The following is a 24,813-nucleotide window of genomic DNA, read 5'->3' on the forward strand; positions in this document are numbered from 1 at the left end:
CATGATGTTAATGAATCGTAAGCGAACAAACCCCTATCCCTTACTATTCCTGCCTTATACTTATAGACAGCAAAACTGTATTATTTTCAGACAAAAATAGTTTAACATTTAACCTTTCCTCTCCAGTAAATTACGTGTAAAGTCTTCATCCCCTTTGGATAGCACCGAATATTTATTAATAATGTTATCCACATCGGTAAATTCTCTTAAGTAGTTACATTTTGCCTGAAGTAATTAATTTCACCCCAATAAATTCAAGGGCTGTGGATCGTTAACTTGATCCATAACGATCCGTTTAGTCTTCATCGAAAAATTTATTCAACAGAGTTATCCACAAATTGATCTGATCTCTGCATGGATGAATAGTGCTGTGTGTGGCATCCTTTACGCGTTTAAATAATTCCTGAGAAAAATACCATATGAGCAATACTGATCCCGCTACTACGCCCGTCATTCCCAATAACCCGTTTATATTAGTCGACGGATCATCTTATTTATTTCGTGCTTTTCACGGCATGCCCCCTTTGACTAATTCTAAAGGACAAGATACCGGCGCGATCTACGGTGTGATTAATATGTTGCGTAGCTTGATCAAGCAGTTTAGCCCTACGCATATGGCGGTTGTATTTGATGCTAAAGGTAAAACATTTAGGGATGATATTTATAGCGAATATAAGGCTAACCGTCCCTCCATGCCTGAAGAACTGCGCAGTCAAATTGAACCTTTGCATAAGATCATTAGGGCAATGGGCCTTCCTATTATTGTGGAGTCCGGTGTGGAAGCGGACGACGTGATCGGTACACTGGCTGATCAAGCCAGTAAACTGGGGATTCCCACGCTTATTAGCACAGGTGATAAAGACATGGCGCAGTTGGTTAATGAGCACGTAACGCTGATTAATACGATGAACAATCATGTGATGGATCCACAAGGCGTGGTCGAGAAATTTGGCATTCCCCCAGAATTAGTCATCGATTTTCTCGCTCTCAAAGGCGACAAAGTAGACAACATTCCTGGCGTACCCGGTGTAGGCGATAAAAGTGCGTTGGGCCTACTCCAAGGTATTGGCAGCATCAACGACATATACGAAAATCTTGATAAAATTGCCTCGTTAGATTTTCGTGGGGCTAAGAAAATGGCAGACAAGATGCGCGAATATGAAGAGCAAGCGCGCTTGTCTTATACATTGGCGACAATCAAGTTAGATGTCGAAATGGATTGTAACCCCACAAGCCTATCACCCATCGCGGCTGACTACGCGGTATTGAAGGAGCTCTTCGCAGAACTTGAATTCAAACGTTGGCTTAAAGATGCCACTGATGCTTTGAATAACGGAGCAGAAACAGAACAAGCAATGTCAGCCAGTGACAAGCTCCCCCCTAAGTCAGAGGTTCAAGTCACCTACCAAACAATACTCACGCAAGATGCACTTGAAAAATGGTTAGCTAAGTTGCAACAGGCTGACCTATTTGCTTTTGATACAGAAACCACAAGTTTGAATTATATGCAGGCTGAGTTGGTCGGTATGTCATTTTGTATTGAAGAGGGCGAAGCGGCTTACCTACCTTTAGCACATGATTATGTCGATGCTCCACAGCAGCTTGATCGCAGTGAAGTTTTGGCCTTGTTCAAACCTTTACTAGAAGACAAAAGCAAAGCCAAAGTTGGACAACATCTAAAATACGATAAAAACGTGCTCGCGAACTATGACATTAATCTGCAAGGTATTGCTTACGACACCATGCTTGAGTCATATGTGCTAAACAGTGTCGCAACACGCCATGATATGGACAGCTTAGCGCAGTACTACTTGGGTATATCTACAGTTCATTTTGAAGATATTGCGGGCAAAGGGGCAAAACAGCTGACCTTTAATCAGATCCCATTAGATCAGGCGGCGCATTATGCAGCCGAAGATGCCGATATCACCTTGAGATTGCACAACCATATTTGGCAAAAGCTACATCAAACCCCCGAGCTAGCGTCGGTCCTGACAGAAATCGAGGTACCCTTAGCGACCGTGCTGGCTAAAATGGAGCAGTTTGGCGTATTGATCGATAGTCAAAAACTCAGTCAACAAAGTCAGGACCTTGCTACAAGGATCATGCAGCTAGAGCGCGAAGTTCACGAATTAGCAGGTGAGGAGTTTAATTTAGGTTCAACGAAACAATTGCAGGAAATTCTGTTTAATAAATTAAGTCTTCCGGTGTTGAAGAAAACTCCTAAAGGCGCCCCCTCTACCTCTGAGGAAGTTTTACAGGAGTTAGCACTTACATACCCACTACCTAAATTATTAATGGAATTTAGGGTGTTAAGTAAGTTAAAAAATACCTATACAGATAAGCTTCCTAAAATGATAAACCCGCGTAGTGGCCGAGTGCATACTTCATATCATCAAGCCATCACTGCTACGGGGCGCCTCTCTTCTACAGAACCCAATTTGCAGAACATTCCAATTAGAACGGAACAAGGACGCAGAGTAAGACAAGCGTTTATTGCTCGCCCTGGGTACAAAATAGTTGCAGCAGATTACTCCCAAATAGAACTTAGAATTATGGCGCACCTTTCCCAAGATGAAGGTTTATTAAAGGCCTTTTCTCAAGGTAAAGATATACATACTGCCACAGCGGCAGAAGTATTTAACATTTCGCTAACGGATGTAACCACAGAACAGAGACGTAACGCCAAGGCTATTAATTTTGGGTTGATTTACGGAATGTCTGCTTTCGGCCTATCGAAGCAACTCAATGTATCTCGCCATGATGCTCAGCATTATATGGATCTTTACTTTGAACGTTATCCTGGCGTGCTGAAGTACATGGAAGACTCCCGTATTGTCGCGAAAGAAAACGGTTATGTGTCAACGGTATTTGGTCGCCGCCTCTATCTACCTGAAATTAATGCGAGTAATGGGCTGCGCCGCAAAGGCGCAGAAAGAGCCGCGATTAACGCCCCAATGCAAGGCACGGCTGCCGATATTATTAAAAAAGCTATGTTGAAAGTGGATGCTTGGATTGACACCTTACCAAGCGATCAAACGCGTATGATAATGCAAGTACACGATGAGCTAATTTTTGAAATAAAAGAACAAAGTGTAGAAAGTGACAAAAGTACTATCGTCGACCTTATGGAAAAAGCAGTTTCATTAGACGTACCGCTTATTGTTGAAGCTGGAGTTGGCGAAAATTGGGACCAAGCTCACTAGGCAGTACCTCAGGAACACAAAAAATAAGCGCTTTATGTAATTTAATTACATAAAGCGGTTGGCATTTTAATGAACTTTGCTAATATCTGTGATGTAGGGTACAGAGGTATGTATTTTCAGACCTTTGCTTCGACCCCAGCAATTTGCTGGGGTTTTTTTATGTGCGCGTGAATATCCGCCTCATGCACAGACGGCGCAAACATCTCTGAAAAACTGACGACTTTTACTACGCCAAGATAAATACTGAATTAAATTGCAAAACATTGAACTTATGTCAACGATTACGCTCTTATTATCGTGTGTGTTCTAGATGTGAAAAAACCTTGTCAATTGACAAGGTTTTTTTTTGGCCATTATTCTTGTTCTAGCGCTTCATCTTGAGCATATCCAAACCACTTATCTAGCACCCGCTCACAGTTATCTAAGCCTAATCCGTTTAATGACGAAAACAGATGGATCGTCACATCACCACAAAAAGCAAGAGATGCTTCTCTTGCCATCAGCAATTGTGCTTTACGCTTACCGGATTTAAGTTTATCCGCTTTAGTGAGTAAACCTAACACTGGCAAATCTGCTGCAACAGCCCATTGAATCAACTCTTGATCTAAATCTTTAAAAGGGTGACGAATATCCATTAATACGACAAGGCCTTTTAGGCTCTCGCGTTTTTGCAGGTATTCCCCTAACGATTTTTGCCACTTCAGTTTGATGGCCATTGGCACTTTTGCATAACCGTAACCCGGCAAATCAATTAGACGTCGGTCTTCGTCTAAATCGAAAACGTTAATCAATTGCGTGCGTCCTGGTGTTTTACTGGTGCGGGCTAAGCTTTTTTGCCGTGTCAAACGATTAAGCGCACTAGACTTACCCGCATTTGAACGCCCAGCAAAGGCGACTTCAATCCCCTGGTCTGCACATAGGTGGCTAATATCCGGCGCGCTTAAATTAAACTTGGCTTGACTATAATGACTCACACTTGCTCCTAGTAATAAAACGATTTTTGATCATTACCTTTATTGATAAGCTCATTATATCAGGTAAATACGAATCGAAAGTGGTTGTTATGTCGTATAATATTGCGCTAATCCTTTGGAATATATTTTACTGACGCTGTAAATGTGTAAAATACGCAGTTACTATTCTGATAATGGTCAATTAATCAGCAGCTTAATGAGAAAGAATATGAAAATGATGGGTTTGTTAGTTAGCGTTTTTTTAGGTTTATCTGCTAGTGCAATGGCAGCCGGTGATGTTGAAGCAGGTAAAACGAAGTCTGCTTCTTGTGGTGCTTGTCATGGTGCTGACGGAAACAGCATGATTGATATGAACCCCAAATTAGCCGGTCAACATGCTGGTTATCTTGTTAAACAGTTAAAAGAATTTAAACTTGCTTCACAAACAGGTGGTGAAGAAGGACGTAATAATGCTGTGATGAATGGTATGGCTGCCGTGCTGTCTGAGCAGGACATGCAAGATATAGCCGCTTATTTTGAAAGCCAAACACCTTCTGAAGGCGAAACACCTGAAGATGCTATTGCCGCAGGTAGTAAACTGTATCGTGGTGGTGATTTAGATCGTGGTATTACTGCATGTACAGCGTGTCATGGCCCTAGAGGGAATGGTACCAGCTTATCAGGCTTCCCTGATATTAGTGGACAACACACAACGTACCTTAAAGCCCAATTAGAAGCTTTTAGATCAGGTCAACGTGCAAATTCACATAACGGCATGATGGCGGACATAGCGAAACGCTTAACCGACCAAGATATTGACGTGTTGTCTAAATATATTTCAGGCCTTTATTAGGCAATCAAAAACGACCCTTCTGGGTCGTTTTGTGTATTTAAGACATAAAATGTAAAAGTAATAACCGAATACTATGTAAATGAGTTGTAAAATATTAGTTATCGTGTATTCTCTGTTCCCAGAAAAACAACATGGACTGCAAACGAACGTTTGCTCACGGAAGATAATTAGCAAGCAGTGCTAAAACTTAGTGCCTTTGGTGAAAAGGCAAGGACGATAATAATAAAGTGTCAGGAAGACCTAAAACTATATTCTGTTTTCGTTAAAATAAATAAAAAGTGAAAACATGAAGGACCACCATTCACTGTTCAGGAAGAACAAATGTCGGGATTCGTGTCGCAAGACACATCTATGATACGAAGGGCGATAGCTAAGCTATCGCCCTTTTTCTTATCTAAATTTCACTCCATCGATACTGAGCCATATTTAACCCGTCTAATTTAAGGTAAAATCTGCGCAAATATTGTGGAGGTTAAAATGCCTAGAAAAAAGAAGTCACGCAAAATCGGTCAAATCGGTACCCCGTTAGCACCTAAAGCTAACCGTAAACCAGCGCCGGCAAGCCCAAAACGTAATAAAAAAACCTTAGGCAAGCCCTCTGGTACCCGTAACAACCCGGAGCAAACAAGCTCACAAAGCAGACCAAGCAAAGTGCAGAAAGACCCACGGGTAGGCAGCAAGAAGCCGATACCCTTAATTGTTGATGACAAGCCTAAAGCCAGAGTTACCAAACCTAAGTTCTTCTCACCTGCTCAAGAGTTAGAAAGCATTGAACAGAACGAACGTTTCGGTATGCTGTTAGAAAAACTCGATTCTGAGGTAGCCTTAAGCCGCGAGGAGCGAGCGTTTGTCAATAAATTAACTGCTCGACATCAAGAGTTGTGTGATTTACTGGGCATATCCAACGATGATGGCAGTATGGCCGATGCAGGCAACAGCGAAAACTCAACTGACGATGATCTTTATGATCAATTTGAATCTATTGATATAAACAAATTCAAGTAAGTTTTTATATGAGTTCTATTACTATTTTACTGATCCTTGCTGCCTTCGTTATTATTGCGTCATTAGCATTCTATGCTGGCAAATTATTGTTTATGCTCAACAAGCAAAACAAAAAAATAGGCTCGAACGAAACAACAACGAGTAGAGCGGCTTATGGAAAGTATCCATACTATTTCCATGGCTGTTGAGCAGCAACAATGCAATCTATCAGAGGGAAGCATTCGCTTATATCATTTGCATGAGAGCTTACCCATTGACGATAAACCAGATTACGAGTCCCACTACCCTGGTCTATATGCCTTATATGCGAAAGTGAGTGATTTACCCACGCATGAAGCAAGAGATAAGCTTTCTACTCTTGAGCGTAAAACTCAGGATGTTGCTCGTGAAGCATTAGAAAGTGAATTAGAAAGCCAGATCTTGAAAGACGTAGCCAAGTTAAGAGCGTTTACACCTTAAACGCTCTTAACCGTTTTCTTTTATCCCTTTTTGTTAACTGGGTAACAAAAGCAGTCTTGAGTGTGGTCATTAACCAACCCAACGGCTTGCATAAATGCGTAACAAATAGTGCTACCCACGAATGAGAAGCCGTGCTTTTTCAAGGCCTTGGCCATTGCATCAGATTCGTTAGAGGTATTAGGTACCTGACTTTTCTCAGCCCAAGCGTTTATGATCGGCTCATTTGCGACAAAAGACCAAATGAATTCTGAAAAGTCAGTGCCTTCACGTTCTATTTCAAGAAACCCCCTAGCATTCTTAATAATTGAATTTATCTTAAGTCTGTTCCTGACGATCCCTTTATCTTGCATTAAGCGCTCAACGTCATCTTCTGTCATTTTACTGATGCGTTGCGGGTCAAATTGATGAAAGGCTTGATAATAGTTTTGCTGTTTTTTTAGAATAGTTATCCAACTTAAACCAGCTTGTTGGCCATCTAGGCATAATTTAGCGAAAAGCTCATATTTGTTTCTTACTGGGCGACCCCAAACTTTGTCGTGATATTCTTGATATATGGGATCCTGTGAAACCCATGCACAGCGTATATGTTGCATTTTTCGGCCTTTAAACGTTCAATAGCGTATTAATATGGTTATTTAACCTACATTCATCGATGCGCAGCAGGTATACTATCCGGCGTTTTTTCGGATTATTTTGTGGCAGCAATTAATGAATAAGTTTGATAGTAAAACCTTCCAAGGACTGATCTTATCACTCCAAGACTACTGGGCAAGACAAGGGTGCGTAATCATTCAACCTCTCGATATGGAAGTTGGCGCAGGTACTTTTCATCCCATGACGTTTTTACGCTCTATTGGTCCAGAACCGATTAGCAGTGCTTATGTTCAACCATGTCGTCGACCCACAGATGGCCGATATGGTGAGAACCCAAACAGATTACAGCATTACTACCAATTTCAGGTTATGTTGAAACCATCGCCGAGTAATATTCAAGAACTCTATTTGGGCTCCTTAAAAGAGCTAGGCTTTGATCCGTTAGTGCATGATATCCGCTTTGTGGAAGATAACTGGGAATCCCCCACCCTAGGTGCTTGGGGTCTAGGCTGGGAAGTTTGGCTAAATGGTATGGAAGTCACTCAATTCACCTATTTCCAACAGGTTGGAGGGATTGAATGTTCGCCTGTCACCGGCGAGATCACCTACGGTTTAGAGCGCCTTGCTATGTACATTCAAGGTGTAGACAGTATTTATGATCTCGTTTGGACTGACGGCCCTATGGGCAAAGTCACCTATGGTGACGTTTTCCATCAAAACGAAGTTGAGCAGTCTACTTATAATTTTGAGTATGCTGACGTAGACGCGCTGTTCGGTATGTTTGACCACTGCGAAAAAGAAAGTCAGAAGATGATTGAAGCTGGATTACCTCTACCTGCATACGAGCAGGTGATGAAAGCATCTCACGCGTTTAACCTATTAGATGCCCGCCACGCCATCTCAGTAACAGAGCGTCAACGTTACATATTGCGTGTTCGTACGCTCTCAAAAGCCTGTGCAGAGGCTTATTATCAAGCACGAGAAAAGCTTGGATTCCCAATGTGTAAGAAGGAGGCTTAATTCATGCGTTACGAAAATCTATTGGTTGAAATTGGTACCGAAGAATTACCACCTAAAGCGCTGGGTAAATTAGCTCAGGCCTTCGCTGATAACTTGCAAGGCGCTCTGGACACAGCTGAACTTAAATATACCTCGATTAAATGGTTTGCCTCCCCTCGCCGCTTAGCTGTCAATGTCATTGGACTGGCTGAGCAACAAGAAGACAAGTTGATTGAAAAGAAAGGTCCTGCCGTGTCAGTGGCATTCGATGAATCAGGCCAGGCAACGAAAGCCGCTCAAGGTTGGGCTCGTTCTAATGGCATTACCGTCGAGCAAGCGGAACGGTTAACTACCGACAAAGGCGAGTGGCTTTTATTCAAAGGTGAAGCAAAAGGCGAGCAAGTCTCTTCGTTGTTAACAGCCATGATTGATGGAGCCCTTAAAAAGCTGCCAATCCCTAAAGCGATGCGCTGGGGAAGCAGTCCCATTCAGTTTATTCGCCCTGTTCATACCGTTACTATGCTCTTTGGCGCGGATGTTATTGAAGGTAATATTTTAGGTATCGATTCAGACCGTATTATTAATGGCCATCGCTTTCATGGCGAAAAGCAATTTAGTCTATCTCATGCCGATGATTACCTTGCACAGCTTGAAGCGCACTACGTATTAGCCGATTTTTCAGCTCGTAAAGATAAAATACGTCACCAAGTTAACGCGGCAGCACAAAAAGAAGATGCTGTTGCTGATATGAATGAAGACCTGTTGGACGAAGTTACAGCGCTGGTTGAATGGCCCGTCGCATTGACCGCGAGTTTCGACGATTCCTTCTTAGAAGTTCCCAAAGAAGCCCTTATCTACACGATGAAGGACGATCAAAAGTACTTCCCGCTTATTGACCAAAACGGCCAGTTAAAGTCTCGATTCGTGTTTGTGACAAACATTGAAAGCAAAGACCCAATGCAGATCATTAGTGGCAACGAGAAAGTGATTCGACCTCGTTTGGCTGATGCGGAGTTCTTCTTTAATACCGATAAGAAGACGACGCTTGAATCACGTCTTGAAAGCCTGAAAACAGTGTTGTTTCAGAAACAGTTAGGCACCTTATACGAAAAGTCACAACGCATATCTGAGCTCGCAGGCACTATCGCGAACATGCTTAGTAGCGATGTCTCTCAGGCTTCACGCGCCGGTTTACTATCAAAAACAGATCTTATGACCAATATGGTCATGGAGTTCCCTGATGTTCAGGGTGTAATGGGTATGCATTACGCAAAACATGATGGCGAACACGATAAAGTCGCATTAGCACTGAATGAACAATACATGCCTCGTTTCGCTGGTGACCAATTGCCCACGTCGAACATCAGTTGTGCAGTAGCAATAGCAGATAAAATTGATACGCTGGTAGGTATATTTGGCATTGGCCAGGTTCCTAAAGGCGATAAAGACCCTTTCGCGCTCAGACGTGCGGCCATTGGTGTTTTACGAATTAGCGTAGAGATGAGATTACCACTGGACCTCGCTGCCTTAGTGCAAGCATCAATAAACTCGTTCGGCACTAAGTTAACTCATGTTGAAGACTTAGAGTCTCAAGTAGTTGATTTTATCTTAGGGCGCTTCAGAGCATGGTACCAAGACCAACATATTGATATCGATGTGATTCAAGCCGTAGCAGCTCGCCGCCCTACTAAACCCGCTGATTTCGCAGCACGAATAGAAGCAGTATCTGCTTTTAAGAGTCTAACCTCCGGGTTAGCACTTGCTTCTGCCAATAAACGGGTAGCAAATATTCTCGCTAAGAATAAGGTGACTGATACCAATAGTATCAATCCGAGCTTGTTTGAAAATGAGCATGAATCAGCGTTAGCTGAAGCATTGAGTGACATAGAAGAAACAGTCAATGCGTTCGTCGTGGATGCTAATTACCAAGGGGTATTTACAGAATTAGCCACACTACACGACAAAGTGGATGCGTTTTTCGACAATGTAATGGTCATGGCAGAAGATCAGAATGTAAGAAACAATCGCTTAGCCTTATTGTCAAAGTTGAGAACGCTGTTCTTACTCGTTGCCGATATTTCTATTTTGAATCAACAACAGTAAGGTAGTAGGATAAATTATGGTTTCAGGTACTCATCTATGAGCAAACTCAAACAGCTGTACAGCCTAATGGCGGTCTGCCTACTTTCTGGTTGTGCTAGCTATACGGTAGAACCTTACAAAGATATTCAGCAGCTCCCTGAATTGTATTTGAGAGGAGTGTTTACTTGGTGGGAAGCCGATCCGCAATATATACTTAAAAAACAAGGTGGTAGCACTTATGTTACCACTATTGAGCTTATAGCTGATGGCCAGCCCTATGACTTTAAATTCGCGGATAAGGATTGGACGCCAGGCTCGAGTTGCGGTTACAAAAGTCAGTATCGAGATCAAAATATTTCGTTAGGTGAAGCAGTCAATGCGGATTGTAATACCACGGACGAAAATTTTAAGTTCGTCCCTAAGGAAACTGGACGCTATGAGTTTTCAATAGACTTTACGAATATAGATAAACCCATAGTAATGATATCTAAATTGTAGAGTGACCTTTTGATAGAATTTTTGCTATTTTTCAACATGTTATATTGATTGTAATAAATGGTGGTTCTGTAAATTGATAAATATTAGCGGCAAAATTTACATTAAAGTAGCGCTTTCCATCGCTATTGGCGCTATAGGTACGTCGCTAGTTACATCAGTGCTGCTTTACTTTAGTGCCGTTAATAGTGAACAAAGTAAAGCTGAAGCCCTTATCGAGCAGATTGGGGCGACAATTCGTAGCACCGCATCTATCGCTTTGTATGTACAAGATGAAGAGCTTGGGCAAGAGATAGTGCAAGGCCTAGTTATCAATGATTTGATAGCAGGTGCACAACTAACAGATTCCCTTAGTCTAAATGTAAGTTTCGGTGACCTAGCTGATATGGACGGCTTAATCCACACTAACGTCCAACATCCTTTTATTCCAGAGCAATCCATTGGGCAGTTGTTAATTCATCCAAACCGTAATTATATTCAAAGTATTGCAAGACAAAAAGCCACCAATGACGCTTTACTATTACTACTTTATTCAGCTATCGTCGCGCTCTTCGTTTCTATTCTAGTGCATAAACTACTTACCCAACCTATTCAAAACCTTACTGCGAGTTTTCTTAAGATTGACCCTAGAAATACGCAAACAATGCGTACGTTGATCCACTACGATAATGATGAAATTGGACAATTAGTCCAGGGTATTAATGATCTAATGGGTGAATTGAAACTCACTCTAGAAAATGAAACTGATTTACGTAAAAAAACTCAGGCGTTAGAAAGTAAATTTAGACTTATTTTTGAACAAGCCAGTGCTGGTATTTGCTTAATTAACAGCGATAACATAGTTACAGCCGCCAATCCTGCGTTCTATCACATTCAACCCAGTTCTTCAGAAAGCACTCCTTTTATTGATCTTTTTGAAAACTCGAACCAATTAGAGAGTTTACTGCTTAGAATGCGTAGTGAAGAATCGGTAAATCATTTATCAATCGATCTTAAATGTAAGTCTAACGATGGCGCTGTGAATAAGTGGGTTCATTGTTTGTTTTCACGGATCACTAACCAACGGGCTCAACAGCGTGATATTGATTCTAATAGTGAAGAACCTATTATCGAAGTCATCATGTATGACGTTACATCTCGGGCAGAAAAAGAGCTTAAAACCCGTTTTGAGGCAGACCATGACGCATTAACTCATCTGAAGAATCGCCGTGCAGGTGAATTTGAAATCGATAATCTTTTACAAACAGTTAATTTGCTGGATTTGAGCTTAATCATTTTTATGATTGATTTAGACAAGTTCAAGCCTGTAAACGACACCTATGGTCATGATGCTGGCGACAGGGTTTTAATCGAAGTGAGTAAACGTTTACAGTCGGTCTTTAATGGTAAAAACGAGCTTTGTAGTCGCTGGGGTGGCGACGAGTTTGTTACCGCTTTCGTGGTAAACAGTGTCAATATGGATGAAATAACAGCGTTAGCCCAATCTACACTGAGTAGTTTAAGTCACCCTATCGAAATATCAGACGAAATAAGTTGTGAGATTGGCGGCAGTATTGGTGTTGTTATCGCTCCACAACATGCCAATAACATTAAAGAGCTACTCGCCTGTGCTGACAAGACCATGTATAAAGTCAAAGAAAGTGGCCGCGGTCATTTTAAAGTTTACGATCCCAATTGGAAATAAATTAGTTTTAATTATTTCCTTCAGATAAATATTTATTCTACCTATCGCCACAAACTTCCTTTGTCTTTCCTCGAAATTACTTTAAGTTTAACGAATGAGTAGGTAAACCTGTAGATATAAACTACTCCTTTGCTAGCGCCAAAGCGACTGCCGCTAATGCATGAATTTTGGTTGTGTCATACAGCGCGATATCTGTATGTGACTGATTCACCAACAATGGTATTTCAGTACATCCTAAGATAACACCCTCGCATCCTTCCGCGTGAAGTCTATCAATGACTTTCAAATAGCCCTGTCTCGATTTATCATTGATAACGCCTTTACATAATTCATCATAAATTACGTTATGAATAAGTGACCTATCCTCAGCGTTTGGAATTACCACATCAATGCCAAATTTAGTTGCTAAGCGGGATTTGTAGAAATCTTGTTCCTTAGTGAATGCTGTGCCTAACAACCCTACTCGCCTAATATTATCTGTTTTAAGTACCTGCCCCGTAGCATCAGCAATGTGTAAAACTGGAATGGTAACCGCAGCTGCAATGTCAGGCTCAACTTTGTGCATAGTATTGGTACAAATAACTATAAAGTCCGCACCAGCTAGCTCTAGGTTCAACGCATCTTCACTCAAAATATCGGCCAGTTCGCCCCACTCAGCCGCTTTCTGCAATAGCTCGATATCGTGAAAGTCTACGCTATTTAAAACTATTCTCGCGCTATGTAGGCATCCTAAGCGCCTATTTAATTCTCGATTAATTAACTCATAATATTGAGCCGTTGATTCCCAACTCATTCCTCCTAACATGCCAATTTTCTTCATCATATTTTCCCTGTTTAATTGGGTCACTGCATCTTGTACCAATCTGCACTAACAAATGCCTCCTCAGAATACATCCAGCGATTTTTGATTGAGCCGTCGCTATGCAGTAATGGTCGTTCCCTTTCAAATAATGAGAACGCAGAGCAAAAGCCGCTAAGGCATTCCTTGCAGGCGAATTTTAAAAGGGCTTACACTGCGTTACATGACTTCAAAAGAGAACCACTATTCAGTCATTCATGTGCCTTGTTATGCCCTTTCATCTCTCGCTAAGTGATCACTCATTAACGTGGAATGGTATTATCATACTTCGAATATAAAAAAACCCGCTAGTAATGCGGGCTTTTTCATCGTTATATCACTTTATGAAAGAGTAAACCTATACATCTAGGTTAGCTACTCTTAGTGCATTTTCTTCAATGAACGCTCGCCTTGGCTCTACGTGGTCGCCCATAAGCGTAGTAAACAGTTGATCAGCTGCTATTGCATCCTCCACTTTTACTTGTAGCATACGGCGAGACGCAGGATCCATAGTCGTTTCCCAAAGCTGGCCAGGGTTCATCTCACCTAATCCTTTATAGCGTTGGATATACTGACCTTTCTTGGATTCTGCCATCAGCCAGTCTAAGCCTTCGGCAAATGATGAAATTGTTTTGACTTTATCATTACGCTTGACGTAACCACCTTCTTCAATCAGCCCATTGATAGACTCATTCAGTTCGCGAAGACGGGTATACTCAATTGATTCAATAAACTCTTGATCGATTTTATACTCGGTATCGATTCCGTGTAGACGGATAATCAACGCGATATAATAGTTCTTACGCTCGTTGTTCAGTCTAACTTCGTAACGATACGTAGCACCATCAACTTCATTTCTTGTTAGGCTTTCAGTATAACTCTTAGCAACAACTTCTAAGCTTGCTTCGTCTTGTAAGTCTTGTAACGTAATTATTTTACTATAAATGAGACTGGTTAGAATTACCTCAGGCATAACGCGACTAACGCGTTTTATCATTTTCATACCGTTTTGATATTGATTAACAAGCTTCTCTAAAGACGCACCGCTTAAGCCAGGTGCTTCTTCGTTTACATGAATTGAAGCATTGTCTAAAGCGATAGCAGTTAAATATTTAGTCAGTGAATCGTCATCTTTCAGGTACTGTTCTTGTTTGCCTTTCTTTGTTTTATACAAAGGAGGCTGCGCGATGTAAATGTAGCCACGTTCGATAATTTCTGGCATTTGACGGTAAAAGAACGTCAATAGCAATGTACGAATGTGTGAACCATCAACATCAGCATCGGTCATAATAATAATGCGATGATAACGTAGTTTTTCTGGATCATATTCGTCACGCCCAATGCCACAGCCCAATGCAGTGATAAGCGTTGCCACCTCTTGAGACGATAGCATTTTATCAAAACGTGCTTTCTCGACGTTAAGAATTTTTCCTTTAAGAGGTAAGATTGCTTGGTTTTTTCTGTTTCTGCCCTGCTTGGCTGAACCGCCAGCAGAGTCCCCTTCCACTATATATAATTCAGATAGAGATGGATCTTTCTCTTGGCAATCTGCCAGTTTTCCTGGCAAACCAGCAAGGTCTAGCGCACCTTTTCTGCGTGTCATGTCACGTGCTTTTCGCGCCGCTTCTCTGGCTCGAGCTGCATCGATAATTTTACCAATAATGATTTTACTCGCAGATGGATTTTCTAATAGGAATTCATTTAGCTTTTCGCCCATCACAGTTTCAACGGCGGGACGCACTTCAGAGGATACTAATTTATCTTTCGTCTGTGATGAGAATTTTGGATCAGGTACTTTAACTGAAACGACCGCAGTTAGCCCTTCTCTAGCATCATCACCGCTAGCACTGGTTTTGTTCTTTTTGTTATGCCCTTCCTTCTCCATGAAGGTATTAAGCGTTCTGGTTAGCGCACCACGGAAGCCAGCCAAGTGACTCCCACCATCGCGCTGAGGAATGTTATTAGTGAAACAAAATACATTTTCTTGGAATGAATCATTCCATTGCAGCGCAACTTCTACCGAAATACCATCATCACGTTGGCTATCAAAATGAAATACTTGTTGGTGAACAGGCGTTTTGTTTTGATTCAAATATTCTACGAATGCTCGAATACCACCTTCGTACATGAAGTGATCTTTCTTACCATCACGTTCATCTTCTAATATGATACTAACACCTGAATTCAAGAATGATAATTCACGTAGACGTTTGGCCAGAATATCGTAATGAAACTCTATCCCTGTGAATGTCTCTTCGCTTGGCCAAAATCTAATACTTGTACCAGTAGTATCGGATTCTCCAATAACTTCTAGAGGCTTTTGAGGTACACCATGTTGATACTCTTGCTCGTGCACTTCACCAGCGCGACGTATCATTATTTGAAGCTTGCGGGATAGTGCGTTTACGACTGATACCCCAACACCGTGTAGTCCACCTGAAACCTTATAGGAGTTATCATCAAACTTACCACCGGCATGAAGAACGGTCATAATAACTTCGGCTGCGGAAACGCCCTCTTCTTCATGAATTTCAGTGGGTATGCCTCGTCCATCATCTTTAACTGACACAGAGCCATCAGTATGAATTTTTACATTTATGTTTGTACAGTGACCGGCAAGTGCCTCATCGATAGAGTTATCAACCACTTCAAATACCATGTGATGTAAACCTGTACCATCGTCAGTATCACCGATATACATACCAGGTCGTTTACGAACGGCATCCAGTCCTTTCAATACTTTAATACTCGACGAATCGTACTTATTCTCTTCTGCCATTTGATTAACTCTCCTCTCTCACCTGGCCATGTTCCACGTGAAACATTTTTTTATTTTGGTATTTATCTATAAATTCTAGTTGATGCTCTTCTATCGCCGTGACGAAAAGTTGAGTATTTGATTCAAGAAGTTTATCAATAAACACTTCTCGCTTTGCTGCGTCTAATTCCGCACCAACATCATCTAATAAGAAAATACAGGTCTTTTGTGTGTAGGACATTAAACACTGTGTAGTCGCTAACTGTAAAGCGGCTACAAGCATCCTCAGTTGCCCTCGAGACAACACCTCATGTGCAGGCTTGCCACTTATTCTAAATCTGACGTCAGCCTTATGAGGGCCAACGCTAATGTAACCATTTTTATAATCGCGGTCTGCTGCCTTCGATAAGGCTTCGTTTAATTCGAGACCTTTTTCCCATCCCCTATAATACGAGATTTCGACACAAAACTCAGGTAAAAATTGCGCAAGATTGGAAGTAATTAAAGGTATAAGCCGTGTCATCATTCCGTTTCGGAACTCTGTTAACTGTGAGCCATATTGTGCAAGTAAATCTGTCCAATACACCCTCTGTGGATTCGCGTAACCTACTTGTTGTTTTCGACATAGGGCGTTGTTGTGTTTCAGCAATTTAGAGTATGCACTGGAGCATGTAAGGAAACTATGTTCCACGTGAAACAAACACCAATCTATGTATTTCCGCCGTAGTTTTGGTGCTCCTAGTAAAATATCGGAACTTTGAGGAGTGAATATTTGAACGGGTAAAAGACTAACTAGATCCGAAACCTTATTTCCTTTTATGCCGTTAATACTCACACTAACCGTATCGTTGATGCTGCGAGATAACCCTAGCCGTTGAGTCGTACTATCTTCTAAGCACTCACAAAAAACGGTAAACGATTCTTGCTCGTTTTGAATGACATTTTTATGTTTTGAAGTACGGAAGGAGCGGCCAAACCCAAGGTAGTGTATGGCCTCCAGTATTGAAGACTTGCCACTACCATTGATTCCCAAGATGAAATTTACACCATGACTAGGTTTGAATGTAACATGCTGCAGATTACGCAAGTTGCGGATCTGGACTGAGTCCAGCTTCATAATAAATTCAACAAGAAGAGGACTACAGCCTCATTGGCATTATAACGTAAAGTGCAGAGTCATCAGACCCATCTTCAATTAGTGCACTACTGTTTGAATCCGCAAGGGTGAATTTCACTTCTTCAGCATTCAGTGCATTGAGCACGTCAATTAGATAGGCAACATTGAACCCTATCTCTAAATCACCACCTTGATAATCTACATCTACAATCTCTACGGCTTCTTCTTGTTCTGGGTTATTAGCAGTAATTTTTACTTCACCAGATGATAAGTTTAAGCGCACACCTTTGAATTTTTCATTTGAAAGAATCGATGCACGAGAAAAAGCGTTTTTAAGACCAAGTTTACTAGCAATAATATTCTTATCACCATCTTTTGGTAAAACTCGGCGATAATCAGGGAAACGCCCATCAACCAATTTGCTGGTGAAAATAAAGTCATTGGAAAAAATACGGATATGGTTTGAACCCACCTGTACCTTTAATGATTTGTCACTGTCTTCAATAAGCCTAGTAATCTCCATAACCCCTTTACGAGGGATAATTACCTGGCGATTAGGCAACGTAGCATCAGTATAATTTAAGCGGCATAGAGCAAGCCTGTGGCCGTCTGTGGCAACAGTGCGAATAACATTGTCTTCGGTTTCCAAAGACATGCCATTAAGATAATAACGCACATCTTGTTGAGCCATTGAGAAATGAACACTGTCAATTAATCGCTTAAGGTTTGACTGAGAAATTTCAAATTCGAGTTCCCCCTGCCAATCCTCAAGATTCGGATAATCGTTAGCAGAGAGAGTAGATAAACTATATTTGCTTCGACCACATCGAAGAATAGCTTTATTGCCATCTACATGAAAACTAATCTCGCTACCTTCAGTCAAACCACGAATGATATCTAAAAGTTTCTTGGCCGGTACTGTGATTTCACCTTCTTCAAAATCGCCCGTCAAAGTAACATTTGAAATTAATTCAACTTCCAAATCGGTACCTGTTAGCCACAAAGCATTATCGCTTACTTTGATCAATACATTGGATAGAATAGGTAATGTGTGTCTGCGTTCTACAGCGCCAGAAACTAATTGAAGCGGTTGTAGAAAGTTTTCCCTGCTTATACTGAATTTCATCTAAATTCTCGTAACTTTTTTTATGAAGATAAGGTGCGAATTAAATTTTGATAGTCTTCTTTTATATCATGACTCTCTTCTCTAAGCTGCACAATTTTCCTACATGCATGCAACACAGTTGTGTGGTCCCTACCACCAAAAGCATCGCCTATTTCTGGCAAGCTGTGGTTGGTTAACTCTTTCGACAAAGCCATGGCCATCTGTCTTGGTCGAGCCACACTTCTACTTCTGCGCTTAGATAAAATATCCGCCATCTTAATTTTGTAATACTCAGCCACCGTTTTTTGAATATTGTCTATCGTGACGAGCTTTTCTTGCAACGCTAGCAAATCACGTAACGCTTCACGAACAAAATCAATAGTGATTGGTCGGCCAGTAAAATTAGCATTAGCGATGACTCGATTAAGCGCCCCTTCAAGCTCTCTCACATTAGAGCGAAGTCGTTTAGCAATAAAGAAAGCCACTTCATCTGGCAGCACAATCTTATTCTCTAACGCCTTACGCATTAAAATGGCAACACGTGTTTCCAATTCTGGGGGTTCAATAGCAATTGTAAGTCCCCAACCGAACCGAGATTTAAGCCTGTCCTCTACCCCATCAATTTCCTTAGGGTAACGGTCAGAAGTAAGGATGATTTGCTGATTACCCTCTAACAAAGCATTGAAGGTATGAAAAAACTCTTCTTGTGAACGCTCTTTATTAGCAAAGAATTGAATATCATCGATAAGTAATGCGTCAACCGAACGGTAATAACGTTTGAACTCTTCAATCGCGTTATTCTGCAACGCTTTAACCATATCTTGAACAAATCGCTCCGAATGCATATACACGACGGTTGCGTCTTTTTTATTATCGATAATCCCATTACCGACGGCGTGTAATAAATGTGTTTTACCTAAACCAGTACCACCATAAATAAATAATGGGTTATATGCCTTACCTGGATTATCAGAAACTTGCTTAGAAGCCGCTCTTGCTAACTGGTTTGATTTACCTTCCACGAAGTTATCAAACTTGTAATTAAAATTGATATTACTTTTATGAGACGCCGCAATTTTAACATTAGGTGGGCTGTTATCTGCTTGGACGTTTACGCTGCTTCGAGCCGCTTGATGTTTTTGTAAAGATTTGATGCTGTTTTCTACTGCTGAGGATTGATGAATGGCAGGAGTAGTATTCTGCGAATAACTCTGTTGAACACTAGCGGCAGATTTTACCTCTATTCTAAGTTGAGGTACCGCATCATTAGCACAAAACTCAGCGAATAATGCTTCAATTTGAGCTATGTATTTATCACGTACCCAATCTAAAACGAATCGATTAGGGGCAAAAAGAGTCACTGCAGCAGCTTCTTCATTTGCTATCAAAGGTCTTATCCACATACTAAATTGCTGAGTCGGCAAATCTTGCTGCAGCCTTTCAAGGCAACGATTCCATAAAGACATTAAAAAACTACTCCGAACCAACAAAATAAAGGGGAAAAAAAAGTGTAATAAGACAACAGAAGAAAATCGAAAAATAAAAACTGAGCTTGAGCGATTAATTATTCAGCATCATTTGCAAAATAGGCGCTAATTATCACTCTAAACTGTGCATAAGTAAAACAACCTTTTTAGCATCGCTAAAATATTCTATAAAAAAACTATATATAATTGTTTTTTATACATATTATTATTTAAACATCACATTACAAAAATTATAACAGTTAAATATAAAATCAAAAATCGGGCCAGAAAATAATAGTAAATCAAAATAATAATAATAAATGTGGATAAAGTAGCTACACATAGACTAGTTACCCAAAGACCATCAGAAACGCTAGATGATCATTAATTACACAATGATCTCGATAACTCATTGACAAACGTTGGCCGGATCTCTAGAATTCAGCGTCCTTTTTGAGCATGCAAGTGTTCATTTGTTTTTAACCTTATGTAGCGGAACTAGGTCATGAAAAGAACTTTTCAACCAAGTAACTTAAAGCGTAAGCGTTCACACGGTTTTCGTGCCCGTATGGCGACTAAAAATGGCCGCAAGGTTATTGCCAATCGTCGTGCTAAAGGCCGTGCTCGTTTAACAGCTTAATCATTTAAAGTGGGTGAAAATTCATTTTCTCGGGAGTTGAGACTTTTAACTCCCACCCACTTTGAATTTGTTTTCAAAAATGCCACTCCTGCCGTATCCCCAAACTTAACCTTACTTGCTCGTCACAATGATAGTCCTAATCCCAGACTAGGAATAACTGTCGCTAAAAAACGTGTCAAAAAAGCACACGATCGCAATCGTATTAAACGCATTGTGCGTGAAAGTTTTCGCAATCATCAGCAAAGCTTACCTAACATTGATATAGTAGTGGTTGGTAAAAGTGGGCTTGATAAGCTCTCGAATCAGGAACTATTCCTAGTTTTAAGTAAGTTATGGAAAAAGTTAGCCAAGCGCTGCGAAAAATCCCAATAGGTTTGATTAGACTATACCAGCTATGGCTTTCACCCATGCTGGGGCAAAATTGTCGATTTCATCCAACTTGTTCTTACTATGCAATTGAAGCAATAAAACAACACGGAATCATAATTGGTGGTTGGTTAAGTATCAAACGCATACTAAAATGCCATCCGCTGCATTCTGGTGGAATCGATCTGGTGCCCGAAAAGAAGAAGCAAAACAAACACTGAAATATTTGAATTTACCCGTTTAAAGATACGGACAAATTCACAATCGAATGAAGGTCGTCGCCTAGGCAAAACGGCTTAAATTAATAATGTAGTTAATATAGAGTATTTTATGGAATCCCAACGCAGCTTTTTATTAATTGGCCTTGCCATGGTCAGCTTTCTTTTATGGCAACAATGGCAAGTGGACTATGGTCCTCAACCTGCCCAGCCAGTAGAAAGTCAACAAACAGTGGGCAGCGATGCTCCAAACAGCAATGGCGATGTACCTATTGCTACGCCAACAAATAAAAGTGCGTTACCGACTCAAAGCGTTGTTGGTAAGGTCATATCTGTGACTACTGATACGTTGCAACTGAGCATTAATACCGTAGGTGGTGATGTTATTTCAGCAAACTTGCTTAAATACCCTCTTGAGCAAGGTTCACAGGGCACCTATAGCTTACTGCGCCCTAGCGGCCCGACGATTTTTGTGGCTCAAAGTGGATTGGTCGGTACCAATGGAATAGATAAAGGCTCACGTCCTACTTATTCTGTAGGCCAAGACAATTTCGTTATGGAAGGTGACTCGCTCACAGTACCTATAACGTATACAGCTAAATCCGGTTTACGCGTGACTAAAGAATTTATATTCAGTAAAAACAGTCACGAAGTGAAAGTAAATTATCATGTTGAGAACACCTCTTCAGATGTAAAAAGCGTGAAACAGTTCGGACAGTTAAAACAGAGCACCGTGGATCAAGGCGGAAGCATGTTTATGCCAACTTATCGTGGTGGTGCATTCTCTACTGAAGACGAGCGTTACGAGAAGTACTCCTTTGATGACATGCAAGACAAAAACTTAAATCAATCCACTCCTGCTGGTTGGGCAGCAATGATTGAGCACTACTTTGTTTCTGCCTGGGTACCACCACAAGATCAGATCAACTCTCTCTATAGTAAAATGACTCAAAACGGTAACGCGATTATCGGTTTTATTGGTCAACCTGTAGATATCGAATCAGGCCAAAGTGTTGATATTCAAAGCTCGCTTTACCTTGGCCCTAAAGACCAAGATACCTTAGAAAAAATCGCGCGCGGCTTAGATTTAACAGTTGATTACGGATTTCTGTGGTGGATATCTAAATATCTCTTCGCCTTCTTGCAGTTCATTCACAGCTTAATTGGTAATTGGGGTTTCTCGATAATCCTTATCACTATTGTCGTTAAAGGCGCTATGTATCCACTAACGAAAGCACAATATGAATCAATGGCAAAAATGCGTGCTCTGAAACCGAAAATGGACGCGTTGAAAGAACGTTATGGCGACGACAAGCAGAAGATGCAGCAAGCCATGATGGAAATGTACAAGAAAGATAAAGTGAACCCTATGGGTGGTTGCTTCCCTCTTCTTTTACAAATGCCTATCTTTTTAGCCTTATATTGGGTGTTGTTAGAAAGTGTTGAATTACGTCACGCTGACTTCATTTTCTGGATCACTGATTTGTCCGTTAAAGACCCTTACTTTGTCCTACCGATATTAACTGGCCTTAGTATGTATCTTCTACAGAAGCTGCAACCTATGACAATGACAGACCCAATGCAGCAGAAAATAATGCAATTTATGCCTGTCGCTATGAGTTTGTTCTTCTTCATATTCCCAGCAGGTCTAGTGCTATATTGGTTAATCAGTAACATCATTACCCTTATACAGGCAAAGATTATTTATGCATCAATGGAAAAGCGCGGCTTAAAAACTAAGTAAATCGCCACTTCCCATGTGCAAATAGCCCGCCTTACACAACTATGTAGGCGGGCTTTTTTATATTCACACCTAGCATTACAATATGTTCATTCAAACAATAGGAAATCAACATGCCCTCATTTGATATTGTGTCAGAAATTAAATTAGAAGAAGTGAGAAACGCCGTCGAAAACGCTAACCGCGAGCTTTCGACCCGCTTTGACTTTCGTGGCGTAGAAGCCAGTTTCGAGCTTAAAGAAAACATCGTTACTATGTCTTCTGATAGTGATTTTCAGTTAAAACAAATGCTAGATATCTTGCGCGGCACTTGTGTAAAACGCGGTGTAGATACCGCAGCCTTTGAAGAAAAAGACGTTCAGCACATAGGTAAGATATACAAACAGGCTATCGCGTTTAAAGAAGGTATTGAACAGCCAGTGGCCAAAAAGCTGATCAAGATGATCAAAGACGCTAAGATTAAAGTGCAAGCTTCGATTCAGGGCGATCAAGTGCGTGTCACGGGTAAAAAACGTGATGATTTGCAGCAAGTCATGGCGTTAGCGAAAAGCAGTGACCTAGAGCAACCCCTACAATTTACCAATTTTCGAGATTAGGCAACACTGTGACTGTTGAGCAAAATACTCCAGACCAAGACACTATCGTCGCCCAAGCAACCGCGAGCGGTCGCGGCGGCGTTGGAATAGTGCGTGTATCAGGCTCCTTAGCAGCAAAAGTAGCCGAGAAATTAATTGGACATGTACCGCCCGTTCGAAATGCCCAATACGTGCCGTTTAAGGCAAATACTGGCGAACCGCTTGACCAAGGTATAGCGTTATTCTTTAAAGCGCCCCACTCCTTTACTGGCGAAGATGTTTTAGAACTACAAGGCCATGGTGGCCAAGTTGTTTTAGATATGCTCATAAAAGCAACTCTACACGTTCCTAATGTGCGTTTAGCAAGGCCAGGTGAGTTTAGTGAACGCGCCTATTTAAACGACAAACTAGATTTAGCCCAGGCTGAAGCCATAGCGGATTTAATTGATGCCAGTTCAGAGCAAGCCGCTCGCGGGGCGCTACGCTCTTTACAGGGCGAGTTTTCAACACAAATTAACTCGCTTGTTGAGTTGCTAACGCATTTGCGCATATACGTGGAAGCAGCAATTGATTTTCCTGACGAAGAAATCGACTTTCTTAGTGACGGCAAAGTACAGAATGACCTCAAGGCAATAACGAAACAATTAAGCTCAGTAAAAAGCAAAGCACAACAAGGCAGTTTGCTGCGAGAAGGTATGCGCGTTGTTATTGCCGGTCGGCCCAATGCAGGCAAATCAAGTTTATTAAATGCTTTAGCCGGGCGTGACGCAGCAATTGTTACTGCAATAGCAGGCACCACACGTGACGTGTTAAAAGAACACATCCACATTGATGGTATGCCTCTGCATATTATCGACACTGCTGGCCTTAGGGACAGCTCAGATGAAGTAGAACGCATTGGCATTGAACGCGCTTGGCAGGAAATCGAACAGGCCGATCGTGTTTTGTTCATGTTAGACAGTACCGAAACCCATGAGAACGACCCACATAAAATCTGGCCAGAATTTATGCGCCGCTTACCAAAAAATATCGGGCTGACCGTTATTCGTAATAAAGCGGATCTCTCTGGTGAAAATGTTGGAAAGGTACAATACGATGATTATCCGGTTTTCCAACTCTCAGCGAGTCACAAACAAGGCATAGAGGTACTGGCAGAGCACCTTAAGGAATGCATGGGTTTTCATTCGTCAAATGAAGGTCAATTCATCGCAAGGCGACGTCATATTGATGCTATTGAGCGAGCAGAAGAGCATTTATTATTAGGTAAGCAGCAATTAGAAGACAACCTAGCGGGTGAGCTATTAGCTGAAGAACTGCGCCTAGCCCAATCATATTTGAGTGAAATAACTGGTGAATTTAGTTCTGATGACTTGCTAGGAAAGATATTCTCATCTTTCTGCATAGGTAAATAACTCTTAGCACGCTCTAATCTGTAGGTCGGTATTCGCTAACCACTATATAACAAGGCACGCTGACTAGTGTGTCTCGTTTCTATTGTTTGAAATTTCATGTTTAAAAAACACTCAGATTAATCATTAACTTAGTCTCGAAGTAATTGGTGGCAGACACAAGGTTATATTTACTTTACTTGATAATATTTTCCCGCCTATCGTTTTATACCTTGAGTTAATACGTAGTCGCGCCAATCTATGCAAGGTA

The 24,813-nt window shown here is 41.2% G+C and carries 20 protein-coding genes and 1 pseudogene; 14 read left to right on the plus strand and 7 right to left on the minus strand.

Features of this window, described 5'->3' with window-relative positions; translation table 11 throughout:
* The first annotated feature begins 419 nt into the window (after positions 1 to 419).
* Positions 420 to 3,206 (plus strand): DNA polymerase I, encoded by a 2,787-nt coding sequence (gene polA / locus GMES_RS21235; RefSeq protein ID WP_006994887.1) that lies wholly within the window; start codon positions 420 to 422, stop codon positions 3,204 to 3,206.
* Positions 3,207 to 3,559: 353 nt separating this feature from the next.
* On the opposite strand, the gene yihA is transcribed toward polA, so the two are convergent.
* The gene (gene yihA, locus GMES_RS21240) at positions 3,560 to 4,180 is read right to left on the minus strand and encodes a ribosome biogenesis GTP-binding protein YihA/YsxC (protein WP_006994888.1); all 621 of its coding nucleotides are present in this window, start codon (positions 4,178 to 4,180) and stop codon (positions 3,560 to 3,562) included.
* A gap of 208 nt (positions 4,181 to 4,388) precedes the next feature.
* On the opposite strand from yihA, the gene GMES_RS21245 reads away from it, so the two are divergent.
* The 3 genes and pseudogenes from GMES_RS21245 to GMES_RS21255 all read left to right on the plus strand — a co-directional run bounded on the left by GMES_RS21245 (position 4,389) and on the right by GMES_RS21255 (position 6,476).
* Complete coding sequence (locus GMES_RS21245) at positions 4,389 to 5,012, plus strand: c-type cytochrome (RefSeq protein ID WP_006994889.1); 624 nt, start codon at positions 4,389 to 4,391, stop codon at positions 5,010 to 5,012.
* A gap of 477 nt (positions 5,013 to 5,489) precedes the next feature.
* The gene (yihI, locus tag GMES_RS21250) at positions 5,490 to 6,017 is read left to right on the plus strand and encodes a Der GTPase-activating protein YihI (RefSeq protein ID WP_006994890.1); all 528 of its coding nucleotides are present in this window, start codon (positions 5,490 to 5,492) and stop codon (positions 6,015 to 6,017) included.
* A gap of 8 nt (positions 6,018 to 6,025) precedes the next feature.
* Positions 6,026 to 6,476 (plus strand): annotated as a pseudogene (locus GMES_RS21255) (DUF2489 domain-containing protein).
* Positions 6,477 to 6,496: 20 nt separating this feature from the next.
* Here the strand turns inward: GMES_RS21255 and GMES_RS21260 are convergent.
* Positions 6,497 to 7,069: a DNA-3-methyladenine glycosylase I gene (locus GMES_RS21260; protein ID WP_006994893.1), complete on the minus strand. Its 573-nt coding sequence runs from the start codon at positions 7,067 to 7,069 to the stop codon at positions 6,497 to 6,499.
* Positions 7,070 to 7,184: 115 nt separating this feature from the next.
* Between GMES_RS21260 and glyQ the strand changes: the two genes are divergently transcribed.
* The 4 genes from glyQ (at position 7,185) to GMES_RS21280 (ending at position 12,330) form a co-directional block, all read left to right on the plus strand.
* The gene (gene glyQ, locus GMES_RS21265) at positions 7,185 to 8,090 is read left to right on the plus strand and encodes a glycine--tRNA ligase subunit alpha (RefSeq protein WP_008305116.1); all 906 of its coding nucleotides are present in this window, start codon (positions 7,185 to 7,187) and stop codon (positions 8,088 to 8,090) included.
* 3 nt (positions 8,091 to 8,093) lie between these two features.
* On the plus strand, positions 8,094 to 10,172 hold the full coding sequence (gene glyS / locus GMES_RS21270) for a glycine--tRNA ligase subunit beta (protein ID WP_006994895.1): 2,079 nt from the start codon (positions 8,094 to 8,096) through the stop codon (positions 10,170 to 10,172).
* Between the two features lie 36 nt (positions 10,173 to 10,208).
* Positions 10,209 to 10,649 (plus strand): early set domain-containing protein, encoded by a 441-nt coding sequence (locus GMES_RS21275; protein ID WP_006994896.1) that lies wholly within the window; start codon positions 10,209 to 10,211, stop codon positions 10,647 to 10,649.
* A 73-nt stretch (positions 10,650 to 10,722) separates the two neighbouring features.
* Positions 10,723 to 12,330: a sensor domain-containing diguanylate cyclase gene (locus tag GMES_RS21280; RefSeq protein ID WP_006994897.1), complete on the plus strand. Its 1,608-nt coding sequence runs from the start codon at positions 10,723 to 10,725 to the stop codon at positions 12,328 to 12,330.
* Positions 12,331 to 12,451: 121 nt separating this feature from the next.
* Here GMES_RS21280 and GMES_RS21285 read toward each other — a convergent pair whose 3' ends face one another.
* The 5 genes from GMES_RS21285 to dnaA all read right to left on the minus strand — a co-directional run bounded on the left by GMES_RS21285 (position 12,452) and on the right by dnaA (position 19,614).
* Positions 12,452 to 13,150: an aspartate/glutamate racemase family protein gene (locus GMES_RS21285; RefSeq protein WP_006994898.1), complete on the minus strand. Its 699-nt coding sequence runs from the start codon at positions 13,148 to 13,150 to the stop codon at positions 12,452 to 12,454.
* Positions 13,151 to 13,526: 376 nt separating this feature from the next.
* Positions 13,527 to 15,947, minus strand: coding sequence for a DNA topoisomerase (ATP-hydrolyzing) subunit B (gyrB, locus tag GMES_RS21290; protein ID WP_006994899.1), 2,421 nt, complete (start codon positions 15,945 to 15,947; stop codon positions 13,527 to 13,529).
* Between the two features lie 4 nt (positions 15,948 to 15,951).
* On the minus strand, positions 15,952 to 17,043 hold the full coding sequence (gene recF, locus GMES_RS21295) for a DNA replication/repair protein RecF (protein WP_006994900.1): 1,092 nt from the start codon (positions 17,041 to 17,043) through the stop codon (positions 15,952 to 15,954).
* 22 nt (positions 17,044 to 17,065) lie between these two features.
* On the minus strand, positions 17,066 to 18,169 hold the full coding sequence (dnaN, locus tag GMES_RS21300) for a DNA polymerase III subunit beta (protein ID WP_006994901.1): 1,104 nt from the start codon (positions 18,167 to 18,169) through the stop codon (positions 17,066 to 17,068).
* A 20-nt stretch (positions 18,170 to 18,189) separates the two neighbouring features.
* Complete coding sequence (gene dnaA, locus GMES_RS21305; RefSeq protein WP_006994902.1) at positions 18,190 to 19,614, minus strand: chromosomal replication initiator protein DnaA; 1,425 nt, start codon at positions 19,612 to 19,614, stop codon at positions 18,190 to 18,192.
* A 505-nt stretch (positions 19,615 to 20,119) separates the two neighbouring features.
* On the opposite strand from dnaA, the gene rpmH reads away from it, so the two are divergent.
* From rpmH to mnmE, 6 genes are all read left to right on the plus strand, one after another.
* Positions 20,120 to 20,254, plus strand: coding sequence for a 50S ribosomal protein L34 (gene rpmH / locus GMES_RS21310; RefSeq protein ID WP_006994903.1), 135 nt, complete (start codon positions 20,120 to 20,122; stop codon positions 20,252 to 20,254).
* Positions 20,255 to 20,263: 9 nt separating this feature from the next.
* Positions 20,264 to 20,626, plus strand: a complete 363-nt coding sequence (gene rnpA / locus GMES_RS21315; RefSeq protein WP_006994904.1) for a ribonuclease P protein component — start codon at positions 20,264 to 20,266, stop codon at positions 20,624 to 20,626.
* Positions 20,587 to 20,841, plus strand: a complete 255-nt coding sequence (gene yidD, locus GMES_RS22370) for a membrane protein insertion efficiency factor YidD (RefSeq protein WP_081974735.1) — start codon at positions 20,587 to 20,589, stop codon at positions 20,839 to 20,841. Before rnpA ends, yidD begins: the two co-directional genes overlap by 40 nt.
* Before the next feature lie 109 nt (positions 20,842 to 20,950).
* Positions 20,951 to 22,582 carry a membrane protein insertase YidC gene (gene yidC / locus GMES_RS21320; RefSeq protein ID WP_006994906.1) on the plus strand — a complete coding sequence of 544 codons (1,632 nt, stop codon included), beginning with the start codon at positions 20,951 to 20,953 and terminating at the stop codon, positions 22,580 to 22,582.
* A 110-nt stretch (positions 22,583 to 22,692) separates the two neighbouring features.
* Positions 22,693 to 23,175, plus strand: coding sequence for a YajQ family cyclic di-GMP-binding protein (locus GMES_RS21325; RefSeq protein ID WP_006994907.1), 483 nt, complete (start codon positions 22,693 to 22,695; stop codon positions 23,173 to 23,175).
* Positions 23,176 to 23,183: 8 nt separating this feature from the next.
* Positions 23,184 to 24,566: a tRNA uridine-5-carboxymethylaminomethyl(34) synthesis GTPase MnmE gene (mnmE, locus tag GMES_RS21330; RefSeq protein ID WP_006994908.1), complete on the plus strand. Its 1,383-nt coding sequence runs from the start codon at positions 23,184 to 23,186 to the stop codon at positions 24,564 to 24,566.
* Positions 24,567 to 24,813 lie beyond the last annotated feature (247 nt).

Origin of the sequence: Paraglaciecola mesophila KMM 241, assembly GCF_000315015.1 — a bacterium.
GTDB lineage: Bacteria > Pseudomonadota > Gammaproteobacteria > Enterobacterales > Alteromonadaceae > Paraglaciecola > Paraglaciecola mesophila.